Raw genomic sequence first — 16,529 nt, 5'->3', positions numbered from 1 at the left:
TATGGCACTATATCAATTTAAAAAGGATCATGGTGGATAAAAGCATCGTGCACATCAGCAATGCAATCATTCTTAAGTTGGCGATGGTTCTATTTGTTTAAGGATAGACTTATAAGCAATGACTCTTCTATCCATAACGTAATGCCAGAGGGGTGGAATTAAAGCAATAATGATCATCCCAAGATAACCAGATGGAAGTTGTGGACTTTGCTCCATATGCCGCAAAATTTGGTAGGGGCGTGCGCCATGAGCATGATGATCAGAGTGCCTTTGTAAATGGATTAATAGCAAATTACTTAACCAATGATTAGCATTCCAGGAATGTTTGGGACTTACTTTTTCATATTGGCCATTACTCAGTATGGCCCGTTCTAATCCGTAATGTTCAATATAGTTAACAATTTCCAGGACTAAAATGGCAATAAATGATTGCAGTAAGAAAAATGCTAAAGCGTTTAATCCCCCAAAGCTTAAGCAAAAGATGCAAATGATTAAAGGAAAGCTAATTATCCACCAAAAATGATTATGAAAACTCCACAAAGAATATCCTTTACTCACCAAACGCTTTCTTTCCAGGCGAAAGGCCGACTTAAAAGAACCTATTAGTGTTTTTGGCAGGTATTGATATAAACTTTCACCTAGTTGTGCAGTAGCTGGATCCTCAGGCGTTGCCACTTTAACATGATGTCCTTTTACGTGCTCAATAAAGAAGTGACCATAGCAAACAGTGACTAATAAAATTTTGCTCATATGCTGTTGAAGTTGGCTGTTTTTATGCATCATTTCATGGGCAAAATTTATTCCTACTCCACCAGAAATTAATCCAAGAGAGGTAGCAAAACCTAACCGCTCTATCCATGTCAAAGATTGTGTACTAACAAGATAGGCACCATAGGCAAGCATAACTATTTGTAGAGGCACATAAGCAAAAGTAACGTATTTAAAAAAGCTATCTTCTATGAGAATTTTTTCCTGTTCATTAGTTGGATTATCTGTGTCTTGAATAAATGCGTCTATTAATGGAATAAAGGCGAAAAGAATCAAAAAGGGTAAAAAACTAAACCAACCACCTAAGTGCAAAGCGAGAAATGGTAATGGGATTAGAAAATAAACTAATAAAAAACTATATTTTTTAAATATGCTCATATTCCTATTCCTGATGCTTATCCTATGAACAATATAGTTTAAAATTAGAGATCATTGCTTGGCTTATAAGGACAAAGAAAGGTCATTTACGGACAATTATTCGTTCTTTTCATTATTCTACTGCAAAATCTATTGATTTGTTAAAACGCGAGCTGTTTTGGGAATGTTGTATAGTTTTGTATTGCCTTGCAAAATTTTTAGAAGTAAACCAAGATGAAATAAGGAGCGATGTGATTGAGTTTCCACTCAGCCCTGATGGCAGCTATTTTGACGAGAGGTAAAAGGTATTATGAAAACTTGTGCCACCTTTTGCCGTAACCGATGGTATTGTACATATGTGATGATATGGATTCAAAAGAAAACTTTATCATTATTCGCGCTCTTTGCACCACAAGCAGGATGTTATAGGACTAGAATATGGAAGTTTGGTTTCGCAAATTAATTCCCTCTACTCTTTTAGGAGATAAGGAATTACAGAGAAATTTTTTCTTAGCCCTTCTATTAAGCGCCATGCCCGCGGCTTTTTCCATTGGAACCACTGTATTTAATTATTCAATTTTCCTATCTACTTATCCTTCTGCATGGATTCCTTACTGGATGTTTGGAGATGGGGTTACCCTTTTCTTACTGGGAAATGTATTTTCGTTATTCACCCCAAAAAATTTTAAAAAATACATACAAACCAATTTTTTTATAATTGGAATTATTCTAATGTTTATATTGCTCTTAATTAGAACAAATTGGTATTGGGGTCCATTTGTAAGTATCTTAATTTTAAGAGCCTGTTCAAGTATTCTGGGTGCCATTGTTTGGAGTTTTATTTCGACTTTATTTTACTACCGTCAATTTAAAGCTATTTTTAATCGTTTCACTGTAGCCGCAACTCTGGCTTCAATAGGCGCACCACTTTTATACGCAACTCTAACCTCATTTATGCAAGTATCTTTACTACCGCTTTTGTTTTTGATTTTTTTAGCCATCGGTTTTCTTCTTACCAGCTTTACAGTGCGTGTCATTTCACCAGAAACAGAAGAACAAGGTAAAAAGAAAGTTATCTCCAGCTCGCCTATCCGCTATCCGCTATTCAGAACTTTAATTATCGTCACTATACTTTTTAACATTATTTTTCAATTAGCCGAGTTTTTATTTAGAAAACAATTAGAGATAAATTTTGATAAAGAACAAATTGGCACGTTTGTCTCTTTCTTTTTATTAACAGGTAATGCAATTTTACTTGGGACACAAGCCATTGGTGCTGTGATATTTTCAAGAATTAAATTCCACTTTATTTTACAGTTTGTTTTTCTATTGGTTTTAATACTTGGAACAATTTATTGGATAACCCCTACGCTTTGGCCAGCTGTAATCTTGTGCAGTTTAGGTGTCATTTTTCCCTATGGTTGGCTTACTATGATTTTTAAAAGCATAGTGAATGTCTTTCCGCCCACTATTATCATAAAAAGCGAAATCTTTCTTAAATCTTATTGCGGTCCAATTTCTATTTCCATTTCCGCATTGTTTGCAATACTCTCAGCCTACTCAGCAGCTACTATAACTTATTTTCCAATAATCTTTATTGTGCTTTCTATCTTTGGAATCTTTCTCTCGGTAAAACTATTTAAACGTTATTCGAACACATTAAAAGAAATTATAACGAGTGGTTGTTCTTTTGGCTTGCGAGAAGAAAAAGAACAAGAATACATGCAAAATTTAGTTTTAACGACATTAAACAAACCAACCGTAGGCCCTTTAGAAATAGCTCTAATCACTCCTAAGTTATTTAAGACACCTCCTTCTTTGCTGTATCAAATATTAACCGATAACACAAAAAGAGAGATTCAAAATGTTGTGATTAAGGTTTTGGATCAATATCCCTCTAATATTTTAGATTCTGATAAGCTAATTGCATTGTATCAAAATGCTGAGTTACACCCAGGTGCACGAGAATTATTGTATAAGCTTTTAAGTAATGTTCACTCTGAGGTTCTTATTGAAGATGCCAAAGCGAGACTAAAAGAAAATCCCACTACAAAAAATGCATTATTAATTTTATTGAACAACGGTGCTGTTCCTGACTATATTGTTGCCTTGAATTTAACCGTAAACCTGGCTCACTCAAACAATGCAAAACATCGAGTAATTGCTGCAAAAGTTCTACATGCCTTAGGATCGGGACGTTTTTATGACTTAAAAGGGAATTTATTAACCGATAAAGACCCCCTGGTACGAATTACTGCATTCCATCACTTACCGGCACAAGATGTGTTAGATATGTTACCGACCTTGGGTAAATTTCTTAATCGTAATACCATCAATATATTGCATCAACGCTTTGAGCTAAAAAAGCTGCTTTCTTTAGCCCATGAATTAATGAAGCTTTATCGTAAAACTCCAGATGAATACCGTGACTCTGCACAGGCTTTCATCGTTCCCTTACCTGATCAAAGCGTCGAACCTTTTATTATTGAATTCTTAAATGAAAAGCATACTTATTTAAGAACACTGATGGCTACACAATTATTAGAACGAAAATTAAAAGTAACGTTTACTAAAAAATTATGTGAATCCTTATTGGACGCATTGCATTTTGAGGTTAATCTAATTCAGCAATATTACATGTTGTCAACTTTAGAGAGTTTATGGCCAATAAAACCATTGTTACATAATCGAATTTACTATGCTAAACAACGTTTTTTATATTGGTATGCATCCTACCATACAAACACAATCAACATTTCCGCAAGTATTGCTAAAATAAATCCTTATTATGTAACTCGTGATAACAAAAATATTCAGGATAAAGCAATAGAATTCCTCATTACCCATGAAAATAAATTAGTTATACGTAAACTTATAGAAACAGCATTTGATAACACAAGAGCCTAAAGACAGAGACGGGAAAGCAAGATTGGCAAACTATATTAAGTGATGATCCCTGGCTTATAAATTGCCTATCACAGTATTCTATTGGAGTAATATCAGAAATGAATCCTTTACAACGTGCTATTGCACTTCAACAAACTGACTTTTTTGAATCTTTACCTGATGAAGTGTTATTCGAGTTGGGCCAATCTTGTGAGCTTTTAGACTGCGCTCCTGAAGAAATTATCATTACAGAAGGGGATGAGGGAGACCGTATGTATGTGCTGGTTCAAGGCGAAATTTTGATTTATAAAAATAATGAATTACTTGCTACTCTTGAACCGTTTAAATGCTTTGGGGAGATGGCTTTCTTTGGAGCAAATAGGCGCACCTCTACAGCAATAGCAAAAGATCGTGCTTTGTTGCTTGTTCTAGATAAAGAGCATTTTTTTACCATCACCAATGAATTTCCACAAATCTTACATAATATCATCCAAATTATTTCACAACGTTTTCAAGCTCAAATTGCCATATTGGAAAATAAAATAAAAACTCTTTGCTCAGGGAAAAACTAATCAGGTAAATTAGAAAACATATTTCTTTGTAATTTCTAAGTTCTCTTTAATTTTAATGCGATCTCATATAATTCATTTTTCTTAATCCCGGTTAACTTGCAAGCAATAGATACGGCTTGTTTTAAGGGGAGTTCTTGTAATAATATCTTAATTAAATCATCATTGGCTTGATTTTTTTCTTCCATAGGACGAGGCGGCAAAATCAAAACGAATTCCCCTTTTTTGTGATCAGGATCCATTAATAGCCACTCTTTCACTTCATTTATTTTTCCAGATATAAATCGTTCGAAAGTTTTCGTGAGCTCTTTTACTAAAACAAGATCACAATCTTGGCCGTAGACATCGGCAATGTCATCAAGGCTGTCAATGATTCTATGTGTTGACTCATAAAATACTAACGTATGAGGCATGGAGCGTAGTGATTCTAGTTTCTGTTTTCTGGCACTTTTCTTGGAGGAGAAAACCCGCAAAGGTGAATGAATCACAAGGTACGCCTGCAGCACTTAAAGCAGCAATTAAAGCGCAGGCACCAGGAATGGGAATAACAGGTATTTGATGCTGGCGAGCTTGCTTTACTAGTGGAAAACCGGGATCGCTAATCAAAGGGGTGCCAGCATCACTAATTAATGCGATGGATTTCCCATTGAGCAATTGCTCAATTATCTCCTTGCTTTTACTGCTTTCATTATGAGCATGGAAAGAACTTAAGGTTTTATTTATCCCTAAAGCAGTTAGTAATTGCATGGAATGGCGAGTATCTTCAGCCATTATTATATCGACATTCTTCAAAACATTTAAAGCTCTCAGAGAAATGTCCTCACGATTTCCTATTGGGGTAGCCACTATATAGAGGCTTCCTAAACCTGTTGCTAGAGTGTTTCTCATGGTTTATCCTCTTGCAAAACTGCGTATTTGGCGAATTAACATGTTAATAAAATTATTCGAATTTCGTGTGCCTTTATTATTGTTATCTATTTTATTGCTTTGCCAATGCACAAAAGCGGTAAACTCAACTGAGCCTATTCTTATAGTTAACAAAAATAATAAGGAATTAAAAAATCCCTATTCTTTGCCTACTGCAACTTATTTGTCTCTGGCAGGAAGTCAAGAAGGTTTCGAAAAACAAAATTCATTAATTTCAGCTGCCGGCCGATTGATTACCGAAGGACAATGGAAACAAGGCTCCGCTATTTTAGCACAGACTGGAGAATTAACTGTTGAACAGACTAACGAAAAAAATCTTTTATTGGCAAAAATTGACTTTATGCGGGATAAACCAAAGGAAGCTATAGCCAAACTGGCCAGAATTAAAGAACCAGAGAAACTTTCCCTATATAATCAAGTTCAATTTCACGAGCAACTAGCCAAATCGTACCGGGCAGTTGGAAATTATTCTGAATCTGTTGCTGAGCGAATCAAATTAGAATCGTTATTACCCAACGAAGAAAGTCGGATAAGTAATCGAAGAACACTCTGGTTAACACTGACTAGCTTGCCTCAAGCTGAGTTAAACACAATGTCTCTAGAGGCTTCGGATAAGTCAGAAATACAAGGTTGGTTACAGTTGGCTGTTATTTCACGCAAATATAGAAATAATTCTAAATCGTTACTGGCTTCTTTAGATCAATGGCAGACACGCTTTAATGATCATCCGGCGAATTATATTTTGCCCAATCCACTAGACAGCATAAGTGATAAATTATTAAGTCCACCTAAACAAGTCGCTTTACTATTACCACTGAGCGGTTCATTGTCTGGCCCGGGTAATGCTATACGGGAAGGTTTTATGGCGGCTTATAAGACAAATGACGGAGAAGAAGTCACAAAAATTAAAATATATGATACAAACAAAGGCGATATAACAAATACTTATCAAAAAGCCATTTCAGAAGGGGCAGACTATGTTATTGGTCCTTTAACAAAAGCCCATGTCGCTATCATAGCGGCCATGGATCACCCAGTTCCTACTTTATTGTTAAATGATACAGATACAATGACTCAGGACAATTCTTATTCCATGGGTTTGTCTCCAGTTAATGAAGCCATTCAAGTTGCAACAAAAGCTCAAAGTAAAGGGTACAGAAAAGCTCTGATTATTGCTCCCAGTAATGATTGGGGAGATGAAATAACAAAAGCCTTTACTCATCAGTGGACAGAAGGCGGTGGTCTTGTTATTGATTCTCTTCGCTATTCAGCCAAGGACGATTTAAATAAAAGTATTAGGAGTTTTTTACAAATCACTGATAGCCAGGAACGGGAGAAAAAATTAAAACAAGTATTAGGATACGACCTTCAATCGACCACTAGCAGACGACAAGATTTTGATATGATATTTTTATTGGCTTTTCCTTCCAAAGCCAGGCAAATTATGCCTTTATTAAAATATTATTATGCGGGTGATGTGCCAGTATTTGCTACATCAAGCGTTTATGGTGGTAGTGCTAATGCTTTGAAAGATAAAGATTTGGATGGTGTTATCTTCTGTGATATGCCTTGGGTTTTTTCTCATCAAATGGGTACCAGAAGTTGGCCTGAACAATTCAATAGTTATAACAGACTTTATGCGCTGGGCATGGACAGCTATGCTTTGGCAACTCAATTGAATCAACTGATATTATTTCCAGCAGATGGTTCTAATGATTCAACTGGTATTTTGTATTTAAAACCTACTAAGCAAGTTGCAAGAGTGCTTGAGTGGGGGCAATTTAAGCAAGGTCTTGTACACTCTTTAGGGGATACTGTTTAATCAGAGCGAGTTCAAGGAAGATGACCCAAGAAACAGGAAAGATCGCAGAACAACTGGCATTGAACTACTTAAAGAAGAATGGTCTTCAATTAGTAATGCAGAATTATCGTTGTCGTTTGGGAGAAATAGATTTAATTATGCGTGAAGGATCTTTTCTGGTTTTTATTGAGGTTCGCTCACGCTCAAATATAAGTTTTGGTGGAGGAATTGCCAGCATTACCTATGAGAAAAGAAAAAAAATAATAAAAGCAACCTCTCATTATATGATTAAGTATCGAATAGAAAATAAGTTTCCAATACGTTTTGATGTAGTTAGTATTGATGGAAAATCTCATAAGATTACTTGGTTAAAAAATGCATTTGATGCGGAATATTAATTCCAATACTTTGCCGAGTAGGTAAGAACTGTATTAGATAGGTAAAAGGTTTCAATATGATGCAATTAGAAGAAAGAGTAAGGCATCTATTTGGTCTCAGTATAGAGGCTAAGATAGCTGCGGCTGATATGTTGTCCGATACAATAGCAAAAGCGGGCCAATTATTGGTTAACTGCTTACTAAACGATAGGAAAATATTTATTTGTGGCAGTGGAGGATCTGGTGCGAATTGTATGCATTTTGCCAGTTCTATGTTGAACCATTTTGAAGTTGAAAGACCGTCTTTGCCTGTTATTAATTTAAGTGCTGATGCTTCTTGCTTGGGTTCATTTGCAAATGAACATCATTTTGCTCAAGTATTTGCTCGTCAAATTCAAGCTCTAGGACAAGAGCAAGATGTACTGCTTTTGTTAACCACTTCAGGTAATTCAGACAGCATGCTACACGCCCTTCATGCTGCCCATGAGCGCGGCATGGATACTGTTGCATTAAGTGGTAGAGATGGAGGTGTACTTGCAAATCACTTGGGGCCTGAGGACATAGAGATTAGAGCAGCATCAGATAGTGCTGCCCAAATTAGGGAGTTGCACTTGTTCATATTGAATTGTTTTTGTGATTTAATTGATCAATCTTTGTTTGGTCAAGTTTTAGGATAAAAAATGAGAACATATCTAAAATGTAAATCTATTGTAGTAATATTGATTGGGGCCCTACTGACAGGCTGTGTTGCCGTAGTAGTTGCTGGAGCAGCCGCCGGAATGGTTTACGATAGAAGAAGCGTTTCCACTATGGAGGCAGACGCTCGATTATTTCATGTTATTCATAAGGAAATAGTTAAAAACTCGCAATTCAGAAATTCCAGAATTCTTATCACCAGTTTTAATCGCGTAGTATTACTAGTTGGACAGACTCCTACTGCTTCCTTACGTGTACTGGCTGAACGCATTGCTCAAAATGCTCCTGGTATAAAAAGGGTTTACGACGAAGTGACGGTTGGTTATCCTATTCCATTGACTCAACGTACAAAAGACAGTTGGATTACTAGTCAGGTTAGAAGTAATATGTTGACTAAGAAAGGTCTTGAGTCAGGTTCAATAAGAATAGTGACTGAAAATGGAATAGTTTATTTAATGGGTATCGTTTCTGATGAGCAAGCATCATTGGCTGTCGATGTTGCAAGACGAGTTAGTGGTGTAAGGAAAGTTGTAAAAATATTCCAATATATTCGTTAACATGTTTAAACAGGGATGTTTCATACTGATACTCTTTTTTTTGATAAGCTGCTTATCAGGCTGTCTTGGTGCATTATGGTCAGGTGCTACTTTAGCTTACGATAGACACAATGTTTATAAAAAATTAGATGACTATAATTTAATCATTGCCTTAAATGATGCACTAGCTGTCAATGGAACTTTTAAGAACTCAGAAACCATACTAGATATCGCAGTATTTAATAAGGATATTTTAGTAGCGGGCCATGTTCCCTCCCAGGAATTATATGATGAATTGCAGCTACGTTTAAGCAGAGTCAAAGGCTACAGACGGTTATTTAATAAAGTAACTATTACTCAAATTCCTTCGAGTTCAATCCAGGATAGCTGGATCACAATGAAAATCCGTAGTCAGATTTTTGCAGATGCGTCCATTGATCCTAACGCATTTAAAGTGGTTACATCTGATCACGTTGTTTATTTAATGGGAGATGTCAAGCCAGAACAAGCTGATAAAGTCATTAAAATAGCACGGTTCACCAGTGGGGTGCGACGAGTAGAAAAGCTAATGAAATATTATACTTATCAACTCCATTCTAATATGGCCTGATCACTATCAGGCCAATAGCCGCTAATCCATTTCAGGAAGTGGTTAACCTGAGAGGATAAATATACTGTATCAGTGAATATGTCCTCTATCCAGTCGTTTTCTTGTTCTTTTTAAATTAAGTTCACGTATTAACCCCGTAGAGCCATTGACAACATGTTCTTCATTTTGACTACCGTTATTGGGAGTACATGGATGGGATCTATAATGTTGTCGATATGATAGGTGGTTTTTGTTATGTTTGTGGTACAATCCGTCGCTATAGCGATTATTCATTTTTTCTTGCAGCCTGGCTGCGGTGTGTTGCTTTTTCTCTGACATTTTTAATCCTTAGGCGAGGTTTATAGAAGACTACTTAGCATTCTAATGATGCTAAACCCTACATTACTATTATAGCTCGTAATTTATGTATGGGCGTTGATTATTATAATTGTTTAATTTATAATTCGCGCCGTGAAAGTAGGTGAATATGTGAACAAACAGCTAAATAAGCGCGGGATTATGCGGTTGTGGCTGGTGCAGCTAGGGGTTACTTTATTCCTAGCAGCTCTCTGCGCAATACTATTTAGTAGCAATGCAGCAAGTTCTGCATTACTTGGTGGATTAGTGTGTATTATACCAAATGTTTATTTTGCTATTAAACTTTTTAAGCACCAGGGTGCAAGAGCTGCAAAGCAAATAGTTAATAGCTTTTACAAGGGTGAGGCACTGAAAATAATATTGTCCATGTTTTTGTTTACATTAGTATTTGTATTATTTAGAATCACACCGGCAGCTTTTTTTGCATCATATATTTTAGTTCTTATGACGCATTGGTTTGCCCCATGGATTCTTGTCAATAAACAGAATAGGCCAAAAAGTGACTGAAATGGTATCTAGCACAAACTATATCAAACATCATTTAACGTATCTTAATTTTGACGTAAATGGTATGAAACTTGGTTCAGATGGCGGTTTTTGGACTTTGAACCTAGATACAATATTTTTTTCCATAGGCGTAGGATTGATTGCTCTAATCATGATGTATTTTGGAGCAAGAAAGGTAACGACTGGCGTTCCTGGAAAGTTACAAAATTTTGCCGAACTTATGCTTGAGTTCGCTGATAATCAGGTTAAGGACTGTTTTCACGGAAAAAATAATTTAATAGGGCCTTTGGCATTAACCATATTCCTATGGGTATTCCTAATGAACTTTATGGATATTTTGCCGGTAGATATTCTTCCATTATTGGCTCAACTAATGGGGGTACATTATTTGAAAGTAGTACCCACTAACGATTTGAATTTAACTTTCGCATTATCGATTTCAGTATTCCTTCTAATTATTTTCTATAGCTTAAAAATAAAAGGAATTAAGGGCTTTGTTAAAGAACTTACATTACAACCATTTAATCATCCGCTCTTCATTCCGTTTAACCTATTATTGGAATTGGTTGGTTTGATAGCTAAACCAATTTCATTAGCACTACGTCTTTTCGGTAATTTATATGCTGGCGAATTAATATTTATTTTGATAGCTTATTAACCTTAAATGCTACAACGTCTTCACTAATTAGTACGATGACATTAGGAGTGGCCCAATTCATTTTGGCGCTGGCCTGGTCCATTTTTCATATTTTAGTGATAACCTTACAAGCATTTATTTTCATGGTGCTGACTATAGTTTATCTAAGCTTGGCACATGAAGATCATTAATCGATTTAATTATCATCATCCATTGTAAAGGGGATAAATATGCAAGCTGCTGAGTTAATAGCACAAGTTCAAAGTATGACCGTTATTGCGGTTGCGTTATTAATTGGTTTGGGTGCTTTAGGCACTGCAATAGGATTTGGTTTGCTAGGTGGCAAATTTCTTGAGGGGTCAGCTCGTCAGCCAGAAATGGTACCTATGTTACAAGTTAAAATGTTTATCGTAGCAGGTCTATTGGATGCGGTAACCATGATTGGTGTAGGTATCGCATTATTCTTTACCTTTGCTAATCCTTTCTTAAGCAGCTTAGGTTCTTGATAACACATAAATGGGGCGCCTTGCGCCCTCATTGTTACAGGAGAATATACGTTGGATATTAATTTAACATTAGTAGTTCAAATGGTGGTTTTTGCCGCATTTGTGCTGTTTACTATGAAATTAGTTTGGCCGCCATTAGCTAAAGCATTGGAAGAAAGGCAAGACAAAATTGCGGATGGACTAGCTGCTGCTGAAAGAGGTCGTAAAGAATTAGAATTGGCTCAACATCGTGTAAAAGATGAACTAAAGCAAGCCAAGGCTCAATCTGCTGATATTATTGATAAAGCAAATAAGCGAGCTTCAGAAATTATAGAAGCAGCAAAAGCAACCGCAAAACGTGAAGCTGAAATTCAAGCGAAGCTTGCGCAAGAACAAATTGCCCAACAAGTAAACCATGCCAAAGAAGAGCTGCGAAAACAAGTTGCAAAACTGGCTATTGTTGGCGCCGAGAAAATTTTAATGCGTGAAGTGGATGCAAAAGCAAATAGCGAGCTGTTAGATAACTTAATAGAAGAGATTTAAAATGTCTGATAGTACCACTATAGCCAGACCTTATGCTAAAGCAATTTTTGAATATGCTTTAGCAGAAAATAAACTGAAAGAATGGTCTAATTATCTTACAATTCTGGCTGAAGCAGTGTTAGCACCCCAAGCCAGTCAGTTTATTGCAAATCCTGCATCAACGGCCGAACAGCAAATTGAGCTCTTAACAACGATATGTAATTCAAAATTTCAGAATAATGAGGCATTGAATAACTTAATCAAATTATTGACAATTAATAAGAGATTAATGTTGTTACCTGAAATTAAGGCTCTTTATGAAGTGCATAAAGCAGAGCAAGAAAAAATACTGGAAGTTGATGTAGTCAGTTATTCCGAATTGACCTCAACACAGCAGCAACGATTGAGTGAATCCTTAAGTAAAAAATTATCACGCAAGGTTTCATTAAAAATAAGCATTGATCCCTCCTTGCTTGGCGGAGCGCTAATTCGAGCAGGCGATTTAGTTATTGATGGCTCAGTTCGAGGTAAGCTTAATATGCTTGCTAGCAACTTGGCCGCTTAATTTAGAGGATAGTTTCCATGTCAGAACAAGTAGCGTTAAATCCTTCTGAAATCAGTGAATTAATCAGGAAGAAAATAGATCAATTTCGTGTGGTTTCCGAAGCACGAAATGAAGGTACTATCGTCAGTTTAAAAGACGGTATTGTACGCCTGCATGGACTTGCCGATGTGATGGCAGGTGAAATGATTGAGTTTCCTGGTGGTGTATATGGTCTCGCTCTTAACTTGGAGAGAGATTCTGTTGGTGCAGTAATTTTAGGTGACGCATCTTCTTTAGCAGAAGGCCAAAAAGGAAAATGTACAGGACGTATTCTTGAGGTTCCTGTTGGAAAAGGCCTTTTAGGACGAGTTGTTGATGCTTTAGGTAATCCTATAGATGGAAAAGGACCAATTGAGTTCTCAAAAATGTCACCAATAGAAAAAGTGGCACCTGGGGTAATTAGCCGTAAATCAGTTGATCAACCAGTGCAAACGGGACTAAAAGCTATTGATGCTATGATTCCAGTTGGAAGAGGCCAACGTGAGCTTATCATTGGTGACCGTCAAACAGGTAAAACAGCAATTGCAATAGACGCCATTATTAATCAAAAAGGCACTGGAGTTAAGTGCGTATACGTGGCTATTGGCCAGAAGGCATCTTCAGTTGCTTCAATTGTTAGAAAATTAGAGGAGCATGGTGCTTTAGAGCACACAATCGTTGTAGTGGCAGGTGCTTCTGATTCAGCTGCATTGCAGTATATAGCCCCTTATGCAGGTTGCACTATGGGGGAATATTTTATGGAGCGAGGTGAAGACGCTCTGATTGTTTATGATGATTTAACAAAACAAGCCTGGGCTTATAGACAAATTTCTTTATTGCTGCGTCGTCCACCAGGGCGTGAAGCATATCCTGGAGATATTTTCTACTTACATTCACGCTTATTGGAGCGAGCAGCAAGAATTAATGCAGAAGAAGTGGAAAAATTAACCAATGGAGAAGTGAAGGGTCAAACAGGATCATTAACCGCATTGCCGATTATTGAAACCCAAGCAGGTGACGTATCAGCATTCGTCCCAACAAACGTAATTTCTATTACTGATGGCCAGATTTTCCTTGACGTCGATTTATTTAACTCAGGGGTTAGACCAGCAATCAACTCTGGTTTATCTGTTTCACGGGTTGGTGGTGCTGCACAAACTAAAATTATGAAAAAATTAGGTGGAGGTACTCGCCTTGCTCTTGCACAATTCCGCGAGCTGGAAGCATTCTCTCAATTTGCGTCTGATCTTGATGATGCTACTCGTAAGCAATTAGAGCGTGGTCAACGCATCACTGAATTAATGAAGCAAAAGCAATATTCACCTCTTACTGTAGCTGAAATGAGCGTTAGTTTATTTGTAGTCGAAAAAGGGTATTTGGATGATGTTCCAGTGAATGAAGTTAGTTCGTTTGAAGCATCACTACACGATTATATGCGTAGCTCACATGCTGCTCTATTGCACGCCATTAATGAGACAGGTGGTTACGATAACGAAATTGAAGCAAAACTGAAAAAGGCAGTAGAAGAGTTTAAGAGTACGGGTAGTTGGTAAGATACTATCTTAAAAGATTAATTTCTTAAGATATAAAAGGCCATTACTATACGAGTAATGGTCTATAAAATATCAGATAAAGGCGAAGTGAAATATGGCTGGAGCAAAAGAAATCCGTTCGAAAATTTCGAGCATTAATAAAACTCGAAAAATAACTCGGGCTATGGAAATGGTAGCTGCAAGCAAAATGCGCAAAACGCAAGAAAGAATGCGGGCTTCTAAACCCTATGCAAATAAAATATATGAAGTTATAAAGCATATTGCTCGGGCGAATTCTGAATATAGACATCCATTCATGAGCGAACGAGAAATTAAGCGCAAGGGTATTATTATAGTAACTACTGATAGAGGTCTTTGTGGTGGTTTAAACTCGAATTTATTTCGTGAAACTATCCGCACTATTCGTAATTGGCAGGAGCAAGGTAAAGAAGTTGATATCGCTGTCATTGGAAGAAAAGGTCAGGCTTTCTTTAGGAGAGTAGGAGGAAATGTATTAGCTTCTATAGATCATCTTGGCGATACACCTAGCGTTAATGATCTCATCGGTGTTGTTAAGATAATGCTCGACGCCTATTATAATGGCGTTATTGACTCTTTGCATATTGTGTACAATGAGTTCATTAACACAATGGCGCAAAAACCTCTTGTAAAACAATTATTGCCGCTACCAAAATCAGAAGAAGACAAAAAAACAATGGGACATCATTGGGATTATATTTATGAGCCCGAAGCAAAAGATTTATTGGATGAAATCTTGGAGCGATATATTGAATTACAAGTATACCAAGCCGTAGTAGAAAATATAGCTTGCGAACAAGCTGCAAAAATGATTGCAATGAAAAGCGCAACGGATAATGCTGGTGAATTAATTAAAGAATTTCAATTGGCTTATAACAAAGCCCGACAAGCAGCTATTACTCAAGAGTTGGCAGAAATTGTCGGTGGCGCAGCCGCTTTATAAAGAGGGTATATAATGAGCTTAGGAACTGTGGTAGAAATAATTGGTGCGGTGGTTGACGTAGAATTTCCTCGTGATAGCGTGCCTAAAGTCAATGATGCGTTGAAGCTTGTTGATAGTGATTTGGTTTTTGAAGTACAACAACAGCTTGGAGACGGCGTTGTTCGTACTATTGCTATGGGAACAACTGATGGTTTAAAACGAGGATTAAAAGCTGAAAACACAGGCTATCCTATTCAAGTGCCAGTAGGTAAGAAGACATTAGGTCGTATTATGGATGTTCTTGGTCGTCCTGTAGATGGTGCTGGGCCGATCGATGCTGAAGAATGCTGGGCAATTCATCGCAAAGCTCCAAGTTACGAAGAGCAAGCAGGAAGCCAGGAGTTATTGGAAACTGGTATTAAAGTGATTGACTTATTATGTCCTTTTGCTAAAGGGGGTAAAGTAGGTTTATTTGGTGGTGCCGGGGTAGGTAAAACCGTTAACATGATGGAGTTAATCCGTAATATTGCGATTGAGCACAGTGGATATTCAGTATTTGCAGGTGTTGGTGAACGTACTCGTGAAGGAAATGACTTTTATCATGAAATGAAAGATTCCAATGTCTTGGATAAAGTATCGCTTGTTTATGGCCAAATGAATGAGCCTCCAGGAAACCGTTTGCGAGTAGCATTAACTGGTCTTACTATGGCAGAGAAATTCCGGGATGAAGGCCGCGACGTTCTTTTATTTATTGATAACATTTATCGTTACACTTTGGCAGGAGTTGAGGTATCTGCACTGTTAGGTCGTATGCCCTCTGCTGTAGGATATCAACCAACTTTGGCTGAAGAAATGGGTATGCTGCAAGAACGTATTACTTCAACCAAAACAGGCTCTATTACTTCCATTCAAGCAGTGTATGTACCTGCTGATGACTTGACTGACCCATCACCAGCTACAACTTTTGCACACTTAGACGCAACCGTTGTATTGTCTCGCCAGATTGCAGAGCTGGGTATTTATCCTGCAGTTGATCCGCTAGATTCTACTTCACGTCAACTTGATCCGCTAGTAGTAGGACAAGAACACTATGATACAGCACGTCGTGTACAACAAACGTTGCAACGATATAAAGAGCTAAAAGATATTATTGCAATTCTTGGTATGGATGAGCTATCTGAAGAAGATAAACGAGTTGTAACGCGCGCTCGTAAAATTCAAAGGTTTTTATCTCAACCATTCTTTGTTGCCGAAGTATTTACTGGATCACCTGGAAAGTACGTATCACTAAAAGATACTATTAAAGGTTTCCAAGGTATTCTTGCTGGAGAATATGATGACTTGCCTGAGCAAGCATTTTATATGGTTGGAAGCATAGAGGAAGCTGTTGCAAAAGCTAAAACCTTATGAGGCAAGAT

The 16,529-nt window shown here is 37.1% G+C and carries 16 protein-coding genes and 2 pseudogenes; 15 read left to right on the top strand and 3 right to left on the bottom strand.

Features of this window, described 5'->3' with window-relative positions; all coding sequences use genetic code 11:
• Positions 1-72: 72 nt before the first annotated feature.
• A complete protein-coding gene (locus OK13_RS04115; protein ID WP_035887961.1) occupies positions 73-1,146 on the bottom strand; it encodes an alkane 1-monooxygenase in 1,074 nt (357 codons plus the stop codon).
• Between the two features lie 417 nt (positions 1,147-1,563).
• On the opposite strand from OK13_RS04115, the gene OK13_RS04110 reads away from it, so the two are divergent.
• Complete coding sequence (locus tag OK13_RS04110) at positions 1,564-4,032, top strand: hypothetical protein (RefSeq protein ID WP_035887957.1); 2,469 nt, start codon at positions 1,564-1,566, stop codon at positions 4,030-4,032.
• Positions 4,033-4,130: 98 nt separating this feature from the next.
• A complete protein-coding gene (locus OK13_RS04105; RefSeq protein ID WP_035887954.1) occupies positions 4,131-4,583 on the top strand; it encodes a cyclic nucleotide-binding domain-containing protein in 453 nt (150 codons plus the stop codon).
• Between the two features lie 35 nt (positions 4,584-4,618).
• Here the strand turns inward: OK13_RS04105 and rsmI are convergent.
• Positions 4,619-5,468, bottom strand: a pseudogene (gene rsmI, locus OK13_RS04100) (16S rRNA (cytidine(1402)-2'-O)-methyltransferase).
• 40 nt (positions 5,469-5,508) lie between these two features.
• Here rsmI and OK13_RS04095 point away from each other — a divergent pair.
• From OK13_RS04095 to OK13_RS04075, 5 genes are read left to right on the top strand one after another with little or no spacing between them, the layout of a single operon-like run.
• Positions 5,509-7,329, top strand: coding sequence for a penicillin-binding protein activator (locus tag OK13_RS04095; protein WP_035888008.1), 1,821 nt, complete (start codon positions 5,509-5,511; stop codon positions 7,327-7,329).
• A gap of 20 nt (positions 7,330-7,349) precedes the next feature.
• A complete protein-coding gene (locus tag OK13_RS04090) occupies positions 7,350-7,706 on the top strand; it encodes a YraN family protein (protein ID WP_035887952.1) in 357 nt (118 codons plus the stop codon).
• Positions 7,707-7,762: 56 nt separating this feature from the next.
• The gene (locus OK13_RS04085; RefSeq protein ID WP_035887950.1) at positions 7,763-8,362 is read left to right on the top strand and encodes a D-sedoheptulose-7-phosphate isomerase; all 600 of its coding nucleotides are present in this window, start codon (positions 7,763-7,765) and stop codon (positions 8,360-8,362) included.
• Positions 8,363-8,365: 3 nt separating this feature from the next.
• Entirely contained in the window at positions 8,366-8,938 is a 573-nt protein-coding gene (locus tag OK13_RS04080; RefSeq protein WP_035887949.1) for a BON domain-containing protein, read from the top strand.
• 1 nt (position 8,939) lies between these two features.
• Complete coding sequence (locus tag OK13_RS04075) at positions 8,940-9,527, top strand: BON domain-containing protein (RefSeq protein WP_035887948.1); 588 nt, start codon at positions 8,940-8,942, stop codon at positions 9,525-9,527.
• A 69-nt stretch (positions 9,528-9,596) separates the two neighbouring features.
• On the opposite strand, the gene OK13_RS04070 is transcribed toward OK13_RS04075, so the two are convergent.
• Positions 9,597-9,845: a hypothetical protein gene (locus tag OK13_RS04070; protein WP_035887946.1), complete on the bottom strand. Its 249-nt coding sequence runs from the start codon at positions 9,843-9,845 to the stop codon at positions 9,597-9,599.
• 150 nt (positions 9,846-9,995) lie between these two features.
• On the opposite strand from OK13_RS04070, the gene OK13_RS04065 reads away from it, so the two are divergent.
• The 8 genes and pseudogenes from OK13_RS04065 to atpD all read left to right on the top strand — a co-directional run bounded on the left by OK13_RS04065 (position 9,996) and on the right by atpD (position 16,521).
• Positions 9,996-10,391 (top strand): F0F1 ATP synthase subunit I, encoded by a 396-nt coding sequence (locus OK13_RS04065; RefSeq protein WP_035887944.1) that lies wholly within the window; start codon positions 9,996-9,998, stop codon positions 10,389-10,391.
• 1 nt (position 10,392) lies between these two features.
• Positions 10,393-11,219: pseudogene (gene atpB, locus OK13_RS04060) on the top strand (F0F1 ATP synthase subunit A).
• 39 nt (positions 11,220-11,258) lie between these two features.
• Positions 11,259-11,534 carry a F0F1 ATP synthase subunit C gene (atpE, locus tag OK13_RS04055; RefSeq protein WP_010948671.1) on the top strand — a complete coding sequence of 92 codons (276 nt, stop codon included), beginning with the start codon at positions 11,259-11,261 and terminating at the stop codon, positions 11,532-11,534.
• A 51-nt stretch (positions 11,535-11,585) separates the two neighbouring features.
• Positions 11,586-12,056, top strand: coding sequence for a F0F1 ATP synthase subunit B (locus OK13_RS04050; RefSeq protein WP_035887939.1), 471 nt, complete (start codon positions 11,586-11,588; stop codon positions 12,054-12,056).
• 1 nt (position 12,057) lies between these two features.
• Entirely contained in the window at positions 12,058-12,600 is a 543-nt protein-coding gene (locus OK13_RS04045; RefSeq protein WP_035887937.1) for a F0F1 ATP synthase subunit delta, read from the top strand.
• Between the two features lie 17 nt (positions 12,601-12,617).
• On the top strand, positions 12,618-14,171 hold the full coding sequence (gene atpA, locus OK13_RS04040) for a F0F1 ATP synthase subunit alpha (RefSeq protein ID WP_035887935.1): 1,554 nt from the start codon (positions 12,618-12,620) through the stop codon (positions 14,169-14,171).
• 94 nt (positions 14,172-14,265) lie between these two features.
• Positions 14,266-15,132, top strand: a complete 867-nt coding sequence (atpG, locus tag OK13_RS04035) for a F0F1 ATP synthase subunit gamma (protein WP_035887933.1) — start codon at positions 14,266-14,268, stop codon at positions 15,130-15,132.
• A gap of 12 nt (positions 15,133-15,144) precedes the next feature.
• The gene (gene atpD / locus OK13_RS04030; protein ID WP_035887930.1) at positions 15,145-16,521 is read left to right on the top strand and encodes a F0F1 ATP synthase subunit beta; all 1,377 of its coding nucleotides are present in this window, start codon (positions 15,145-15,147) and stop codon (positions 16,519-16,521) included.
• The last annotated feature ends 8 nt before the right edge of the window (positions 16,522-16,529 follow it).

The sequence above is a fragment of the Legionella norrlandica genome, assembly GCF_000770585.1.
GTDB classification, from domain to species: domain Bacteria; phylum Pseudomonadota; class Gammaproteobacteria; order Legionellales; family Legionellaceae; genus Legionella; species Legionella norrlandica.
Note: the sequence above shows the minus strand (reverse complement) of the source record. Positions and strands in the feature narration are given on the sequence as shown.

Coding starts and splice junctions, on each gene's coding strand:
- OK13_RS04115 (WP_035887961.1), bottom strand. CDS start 1,146: ATGAGCATATTTAAAAAATATAGTTTTTTATTAGTTTATTTTCTAATC.
- OK13_RS04110 (WP_035887957.1), top strand. CDS start 1,564: ATGGAAGTTTGGTTTCGCAAATTAATTCCCTCTACTCTTTTAGGAGAT.
- OK13_RS04105 (WP_035887954.1), top strand. CDS start 4,131: ATGAATCCTTTACAACGTGCTATTGCACTTCAACAAACTGACTTTTTT.
- OK13_RS04095 (WP_035888008.1), top strand. CDS start 5,509: ATGTTAATAAAATTATTCGAATTTCGTGTGCCTTTATTATTGTTATCT.
- OK13_RS04090 (WP_035887952.1), top strand. CDS start 7,350: ATGACCCAAGAAACAGGAAAGATCGCAGAACAACTGGCATTGAACTAC.
- OK13_RS04085 (WP_035887950.1), top strand. CDS start 7,763: ATGATGCAATTAGAAGAAAGAGTAAGGCATCTATTTGGTCTCAGTATA.
- OK13_RS04080 (WP_035887949.1), top strand. CDS start 8,366: ATGAGAACATATCTAAAATGTAAATCTATTGTAGTAATATTGATTGGG.
- OK13_RS04075 (WP_035887948.1), top strand. CDS start 8,940: ATGTTTAAACAGGGATGTTTCATACTGATACTCTTTTTTTTGATAAGC.
- OK13_RS04070 (WP_035887946.1), bottom strand. CDS start 9,845: ATGTCAGAGAAAAAGCAACACACCGCAGCCAGGCTGCAAGAAAAAATG.
- atpE (WP_010948671.1), top strand. CDS start 11,259: ATGCAAGCTGCTGAGTTAATAGCACAAGTTCAAAGTATGACCGTTATT.
- OK13_RS04045 (WP_035887937.1), top strand. CDS start 12,058: ATGTCTGATAGTACCACTATAGCCAGACCTTATGCTAAAGCAATTTTT.
- atpA (WP_035887935.1), top strand. CDS start 12,618: ATGTCAGAACAAGTAGCGTTAAATCCTTCTGAAATCAGTGAATTAATC.
- atpG (WP_035887933.1), top strand. CDS start 14,266: ATGGCTGGAGCAAAAGAAATCCGTTCGAAAATTTCGAGCATTAATAAA.
- atpD (WP_035887930.1), top strand. CDS start 15,145: ATGAGCTTAGGAACTGTGGTAGAAATAATTGGTGCGGTGGTTGACGTA.